Here is a 6,729-nt window from a genome sequence, read left to right as displayed (position 1 = left end):
CCGCCGCGCCGTCGGTCTCGAACCGTGCGAAGCGCAGCCGGCGACGCGCGCCGAGGTCGGGCAGCGCGCGGGTGGCCGGTGCCGCGAGCGCGGCGCCCAACACCGCGCCGAGCGCGTTGGCCGCGAGATCGAGATTCGACGCGACGCGCATGGGCAGGTAGGTCTGCAGCGCCTCCATCGATCCCGACAGCAGCACGCCGAGGCCCCCCACGATCAGCGTCGCGGCCACGCCGCGCCAGCGCGGATGCAGCGCGAGCACGCCGAGTGCGCCGAATGGCAGGTAGCCGAGCACGTTGGTCACGACGTCGAACGCGGTCACATAGCGCTGCATCGGCGCGAACAGGTAGTCGAACGGCCCGATGCCGAGCGACATCCAGCCGTCGAACGGATACAGCGAGGCATAGACGATGAGCGCCGCGTACGCGGCGAACGCCTGTCGCGCCAGCGACGACGCGCGTGGCGTGCCCGGCACGTTCATCGCGGCTGCACGCTGCGCGTCACGGGTTGCCCGCGTACGCCTGCACGCCGACCCAGGCGGCGATCTGCGACACGAGCTCGTCGCTCGCGGCCGCGAGCGCACGCGCGCCGCCGGCCGCATCGGGCGTGCTCGACGGCGCGCGCGCGACGAACGTGCGCTGGCCGAGCACCTTGCCGTCCTGCATCAGCGTCGCGCGCGCGGTGACCGCGCCGTGACTCTGCGACTGCCCGTCGAACACCTGCTCGAATTCGTTCAGGTCGACCTTCAACGTCGGCGCGCGCACGCCGTCGGAGCCTTCGAGCACCGCGCCGCGCGACGACAGCGCGCCGCGCAGCCGCTGCGTGAGCAGTTGCGCAGGCGGTGCGGTCCAGCGGCTGTCGCGATAGACGGCCGTGCGCTGCGCATCCGCATACGTGAGGCGGTAGACGAACTTGTCCGTGTCGAGCGCGTCGGGCGCGGCGACGTCGAGCACCTTCAGCGCGGGGCCCGTACCGGCCGTCACGACCGACGCGGCCGGCCCGAGGTCGTAGCGGACGTTCGACAGCGCCGCGCCGTTGCCGGCGCAGCCGGCGGCGAACGCGAGCATCAGCATCGCGAGTGCGGTCGCGGCCGGACGCAGCGCGCGATCAAGGATTCGTGGCATGGCATGTTCCTGCATGATGTTTCCGGTTTCGATGGCGTCATTGCCCGGCCTCACTCCGGGCCGGGCGGTCGATGGGCTGGCGCTGCGCGTCATTTCCCGGCCGCCGCACCCGCGCCCGGCCAGACGAAGCCCGCTTCGCCGGGCCCGGGCGCAGAGCCGGGCGAACCGAACAACAGACTGCTCGGGTTGCGGCCGAGTTCACCGGCGACGTCCTTCAATTGCCGCGACGCATCGCCGACGCTGCCCGCCAGCGCGTTGAAACGCGGCAGCGTGTCGTACTGGACCCGCGCGTTCAGGTCGTTCAGCGCGACGCCGACCTGCTCCGCGGCCGAGCCGGCCTTGTTCAGGTTCGACACGAGCGGCCCGTTCGGCTGCAGCAGCGTATTCGCCGACGCCATCGTGCGATTGACCTCGTGCATCGTCTGCGGCAGCGCGGCCACCGCCGGCGCGAGCTGCTTCGACAGCGTCGCCGCCCCGTCCGCCGCGTGCTGCAGGCTTTCGGCCGTCGCGCGCAACTGCTCGCGCATGTCCGGCGACATCAGCGCGTTCGCGCTTTCCGCCGCCTGCTCGAGCTGCCGCAACAGCACGTCGCCGCGCTCCTGGAGCTGATCGAACAGGCTCGGCCGCATCGGAATCTGCGCGATCGCCTTCGGCGACGACGGCAGCGGCGCCAGGTCGCGGCCCGTGTCCTCGAGCTGCACGAACGCGATGCCCGTCACGCCCTGGAAGCCGAGGCTGCCGTAGGTCGACTGCGTGATCGGCGCGTCGCGATCAACGAGAATCCGGATCCGGATCTGGCCCGGATGCGTGCGATCGAAGCCGATCGACTGCACCTTGCCGACGTCGAGGCCGCGAAAGCGCACGGCCGCGTCGGGGAACAGACCCGTCACATTGGTGCGCGCGAGCAGGTCGTACGGCACGCGCACGGTGCGGTCGACGTTGAACCAGAACACGGTGCCCGCGATCGCCAGCGTCAGCGCGATCGTGAACAGGCCGGCCCAGAACGCATGTGATTTGTTTTCCATCAGGAGATTCCTTGTCCTTGCCGGTTACAGCTCGACGCTCGAGAGCGCCGGTTCGAGGGCGGCCTTCGGCAGCTTCGCGCGCCGCTCGGGCGGCAGCGCCTGCAGTGCGCGGCGCCCGCGCAGCCCCAGGAAATATTCGTGGATGAACGGATGGTCGACGTTCGCGGCCTCCTCGACCGGCGCGGCGACCAGCACCTTGCGGTCGGCCAGCACCGCGACGCGCGTCGACAGCGCGACCATCGTGTCGAGGTCGTGCGTCACCATCACGACCGTCAGCCCGAGCGTGCGATGCAGCGTCGCGATCAGCTCGACGAATTCGTCGGATGCCTGCGGGTCGAGGCCGGCGGTCGGCTCGTCGAGGAACAGCAGTTCGGGCTCCAGCGCGATCGCGCGCGCGATGCCGACCCGCTTCACCATCCCGCCCGACAGCGCGGCCGGCATCTTCGACGCGTGCTTGCATGGCAGCCCGACCATCTCGAGCTTCAGCATCACGATGTCGTGCAGCAGGTCGGGCGGCACGCGGCCGAGTTCGCGCAGCGGCTGCGCGACGTTGTCGAACACCGTCATCGACGAGAACAGCGCGCCCTGCTGGAACAGCATCCCCGAGCGCGTGCGCATCATCCGCGCGGTCGCGTCGTCGATCTTCGAGGTGTCCTCGCCGAACACCTTGATCGTGCCGGACGTCGGCCGCTCGAGGCCGAGGATCTGCCGCACGAGCGTCGTCTTGCCCGACCCCGAGCCGCCGACGATCGCCACGATCTCGCCGCGCCGCACGTCGAAATCGAGCTTCTGGTGAATGATGTTGCGCCCGTAGCGCTTCGTCAGGTTGCGCACCTCGATCACGAGGTCGTCGCCGGGCGCAGCGGCCGGCGGCGTGCCGGCCGATCCGGCGCCGACTGCCGCCGTATGGGCGCTGGCGGCACCGGCCGCCGATTCGTTCGACGCGTTCATCCGAGCCCCACGTTCTGGAACATGATCGCGAACACCGCATCGGCGAGGATCACGACCGTGATCGACGAGACGACCGACGTGGTCGTGCCTTCACCGAGGCTTTGCGAGTTCGCCTTGATCCGGAAACCGAAATGGCATGCGACCAGCGCGATCAGCATGCCGAACACGACGCCCTTGCCGACGCCGATGTACAGGTTCGCGATCGGCACGACACCCGGCAGCGAGCGCACGAAATAGTTGATGTCGATCCCGAGCACGAATTTCGCGGCGAGCGCGCCGCCGCTCAGCGCGATGATGTTGGTCCACATCACGAGCAGCGGCATCGCGACGCCGAGCGCGAGCACGCGCGGCAGGATCAGCCGCAACCCGTGCGGGATGCCCATCACGCGCATCGCGTCGAGCTCCTCGGTCACGCGCATCACGCCGATCTGCGCGGTGATCGCCGAGCCCGAGCGGCCCGCGACGAGGATCGCCGACAGCACCGGGCCGAGCTCGCGGATCACCGACAGCCCGAGGATGTTCACGATGTAGCGGTTCGCGCCGAATGTTTGCAGTTGCTGCGCGGACAGGTAGCTCAGCACGATGCCGATCAGGAACGCGACCAGCGCGGTGATCGGCAGCGCCTGCGCGCCGGCGCTGTAGATGTTCGCCGAGGTTTCCTTCCACGGCATCGTCTTCGGACGGCGCAGCACCGACAGCGCGTCGAGGATCACGAGGCCGAACATCGCGATGCCGCCCTGCAGGTGCTCGGCGAACGCGAACAGCATGAAGCCGAAGCGCGTGATCGGGCCGAAGTGCACGACGCGCTCGGGCGCCTCGCGCTGGCTGTCGAGCCGCTCGATGCGCTCGAAGATCGTGCGCTGCGTGGGGCTCAGCGCGACGCCGTCCGGCAGCTTGCGGCCCCACACGCGCCACAGCGCCTGGCCGCCGACGTGGTCGAGCCGTTCGATGCCGGACAGATCCCATTCGCTCACGCGCCCGGACGCGATGCCCGCGACGCGGCGCGCGACCACGCCACGGTTGCGCGCGAGCGCGAGCGCGGTCCATTGGCCGTACAGGCGCACCGTCTGGCCCTGGCCGCCGGCGTCGACCGACAGGCCGGGAGGAGTCTCGAAGTCCAAGGGCGGGTTGTTTGCAAAAGGATGACAGCGGCCATTGTAGCGAACCGCCCGGCGCAGCGACGTGAGGATTTCCGTCGGGGCGCCCGGCCGGCGCGCCGGGCCGAGGCGCCTGCCTGCCCGTGCGTGGCCCGGCTCGGCTTGCCCCGTGCGCGACCTTTCATTCTTCCGTCATGTTTCCTTTCGATACTCTCACGCGCGCACATCAGGCCGTCGGCGCCCGCGCCGCCATTTCGTTGCGCACCTCGCCCTTCATCGTCGCGAGTCATAGAACAGAACACCGAACAGGACAATCGATGCGTCTCCCCCCGCTTTCCCGCCGCCGCGTGGGCTCCGCCGCCGCGCTCGCCAGCCTCGCCTTCGCCCTCGCCGGCTGCGGCGGCGACGACGTCACCGCTCCGTCGTCGCAGGCCCAGGCACCCGCCGGCACGACCGCCACGCTCGCGCTGCTCGAAACGACCGACCTGCACACCAACGTGCTGTCATATGACTATTTCAAGCTCGCCGCCGACAACTCGCTCGGCTTCGAGCGCGTGTCGACGCTGATCGCGCAGGCGCGCGCGCAGTACCCGAACACGCTGCTGCTCGACAACGGCGACACGATCCAGGGCACCGCGCTGTCGGACTACCAGGCGCTCGTCAAGCCGATCGGCTGCGACCAGACGCTCGCGATCTACAAGGTGATGAACGCCGCGAAGTTCGACGGCGGCGGAATCGGCAACCACGAGTTCAACTATGGGCTGCCGTACCTGTCGCAGGTGACCGGCAACACGTTCGACGTCGACGGGCTGCCGGCCCCCGCGCAGCAGAAGAAGTGCGCGGGCCCGAACTTCCCGCAGGTGCTCGCGAACGTGATCAGCGCGAAGACCAACGCGCCGCTGTTCACGCCGTACACCATCCTGACCCGCACGGTGACGGCCGTCACGCCCGACGGCAAGACGGTCAGCGCGCCGGTGAAGGTCGGCATCATCGGCTTCACGCCGCCCGCGATCATGAACTGGGACAAGCGCTGGCTCGACGGCAAGGTCTATACGACCGGTCTGAAGGAAGCGGCCGAGAAGTACATTCCGGAGATGCGCGCGAAGGGCGCCGATCTCGTCGTCGCGATCTCGCACGGCGGCCTCGACAACGCCGCGTATTCGCCGACGATGGAAAACGGCAGCTGGTGGCTGTCGAAGGTGCCCGGCATCGACGCGATGCTGATCGGCCACTCGCACCAGGTGTTCCCGGATGCGAACAGCACCGTGCCGCAGTTCAACCTGCCGGGCGTCGACAAGGCGAAGGGCACCGTCAACGGCGTGCCGACCGTGATGGCCAACTTCTGGGGCAAGCATCTCGGCGTGATCAAGCTCGGCCTGAAGTTCGACGGCAACGCGTGGAGCGTCGACAAGTCGCTGACGACCGTCGAGGCGCGGCCGATCCAGAACGCGGACAAGAGCTACGTCGCCGCCGACCCGTCGGTCTCCGCCGCGATCGCCGCCGAGCACCAGGCGACGATCGACTACGTGAAGACGCCGATCGGCTCGACCGACTACCGGATGAACTCGTACTTCGCGGACGTCGGCGATCCGGGCGCGATCCAGATCGTCAACGAGGCGCAGGCCGACTACGTGCGGACCTACGTGCAGGCGAACCTGCCGCAATACGCGTCGCTGCCGGTGCTGTCGGTCAGCGCGCCGTTCAAGAGCGGCTTCGGCGGCGGCAGCGACTACACCGACGTCGCGCCGGGCGCACTCGCGATCAACAACGCGGCCGATCTGTACCTGTATCCGAACACCGTGTACGCGGTGAAGGTGAACGGCAGCGACGTGAAGAACTGGCTCGAGACGGCCGCGAAGCGCTTCAACACGATCGACCCGACCAAGGCGACCCTGCAGCCGCTGATCAGCAGCTTCCCCGGCTACAACTTCGACATGTTCACGTCCGCCGATCTCGCGTACGAGATCGACGTCACGCAGCCGGTCGGCAGCCGGATCAGGAACCTGACGTACAAGGGCGCGCCGATCGACCCGAACGCGCAGTTCATCGTCGCGACCAACAACTACCGCGCGAGCGGCGGCGGCAACTTCCCGGGCCTCGACGGCAGCAAGACGATCTTCGCGTCGCCCGACGCGAACCGCGACGTGCTGATCTCGTTCATCAAGAAGCGCGGCGCGATCACGCGCGCGGCGGACGGCGCGCAGCGCAGCTGGCGCTTCACGAAGCTCGCGAGCTCGGTCGCGCACGTGCGGTTCACGTCGGCGCCGAATCGACTCGGCGATGCGGCGGCAGCCGGCCTGAGCGGCCTCACGCAGGTCGCGGCCGACGACGGCTCGGGCAAGAACCTCGCAATCTACGAGATCGACCTCACGCAATGACCATGAGACCCGCGATGCAACCGATCCGGACGATGCGACCGGTCGAGGCCGGCTTCACCGCCGCCGCGCGGCGCCTGCTGCGCGCGAAACTCCCGCCGGCCGCGTTGCTCGCGGCGGCGGCCGTGACCGTCGCGGCCGTCGTCGCGACGACCGGCTG

6 protein-coding genes are annotated in these 6,729 nt (G+C 69.3%); 1 reads left to right on the top strand and 5 read right to left on the bottom strand.

Features of this window, described 5'->3' with window-relative positions; genetic code table 11:
- From F3J14_RS32850 to F3J14_RS32830, 5 genes are all read right to left on the bottom strand, one after another.
- Positions 1–478: VanZ family protein (locus F3J14_RS32850; RefSeq protein WP_211080419.1), on the bottom strand; the 478-nt coding region annotated here is incomplete at its 3' end.
- 19 nt (positions 479–497) lie between these two features.
- Complete coding sequence (locus tag F3J14_RS32845) at positions 498–1,121, bottom strand: ABC-type transport auxiliary lipoprotein family protein (protein ID WP_006755841.1); 624 nt, start codon at positions 1,119–1,121, stop codon at positions 498–500.
- 89 nt (positions 1,122–1,210) lie between these two features.
- Entirely contained in the window at positions 1,211–2,146 is a 936-nt protein-coding gene (locus tag F3J14_RS32840; protein WP_166726450.1) for an MlaD family protein, read from the bottom strand.
- 24 nt (positions 2,147–2,170) lie between these two features.
- The gene (locus F3J14_RS32835; protein ID WP_166726449.1) at positions 2,171–3,097 is read right to left on the bottom strand and encodes an ABC transporter ATP-binding protein; all 927 of its coding nucleotides are present in this window, start codon (positions 3,095–3,097) and stop codon (positions 2,171–2,173) included.
- A complete protein-coding gene (locus F3J14_RS32830) occupies positions 3,094–4,218 on the bottom strand; it encodes an ABC transporter permease (protein WP_166726448.1) in 1,125 nt (374 codons plus the stop codon). Before F3J14_RS32830 ends, F3J14_RS32835 begins: the two co-directional genes overlap by 4 nt.
- Positions 4,219–4,511: 293 nt before the next feature.
- Between F3J14_RS32830 and F3J14_RS32825 the strand changes: the two genes are divergently transcribed.
- The gene (locus F3J14_RS32825) at positions 4,512–6,572 is read left to right on the top strand and encodes a bifunctional 2',3'-cyclic-nucleotide 2'-phosphodiesterase/3'-nucleotidase (RefSeq protein WP_166726447.1); all 2,061 of its coding nucleotides are present in this window, start codon (positions 4,512–4,514) and stop codon (positions 6,570–6,572) included.
- The last annotated feature ends 157 nt before the right edge of the window (positions 6,573–6,729 follow it).

The sequence above is a fragment of the Burkholderia sp. Tr-862 genome (genome assembly GCF_011753085.1).
Classification (GTDB): domain Bacteria; phylum Pseudomonadota; class Gammaproteobacteria; order Burkholderiales; family Burkholderiaceae; genus Burkholderia; species Burkholderia ambifaria.
The sequence above is the reverse complement of the archived record's forward strand: the minus strand, read 5'-3'. Positions and strand labels throughout refer to the sequence as shown.

What these genes read in the sequence shown, in the direction of transcription:
- F3J14_RS32840 (WP_166726450.1), bottom strand. Translation starts at nt 2,146, where the DNA reads ATGGAAAACAAATCACATGCGTTCTGGGCCGGCCTGTTCACGATCGCG.
- F3J14_RS32835 (WP_166726449.1), bottom strand. Translation starts at nt 3,097, where the DNA reads ATGAACGCGTCGAACGAATCGGCGGCCGGTGCCGCCAGCGCCCATACG.
- F3J14_RS32845 (WP_006755841.1), bottom strand. Translation starts at nt 1,121, where the DNA reads ATGCCACGAATCCTTGATCGCGCGCTGCGTCCGGCCGCGACCGCACTC.
- F3J14_RS32825 (WP_166726447.1), top strand. Translation starts at nt 4,512, where the DNA reads ATGCGTCTCCCCCCGCTTTCCCGCCGCCGCGTGGGCTCCGCCGCCGCG.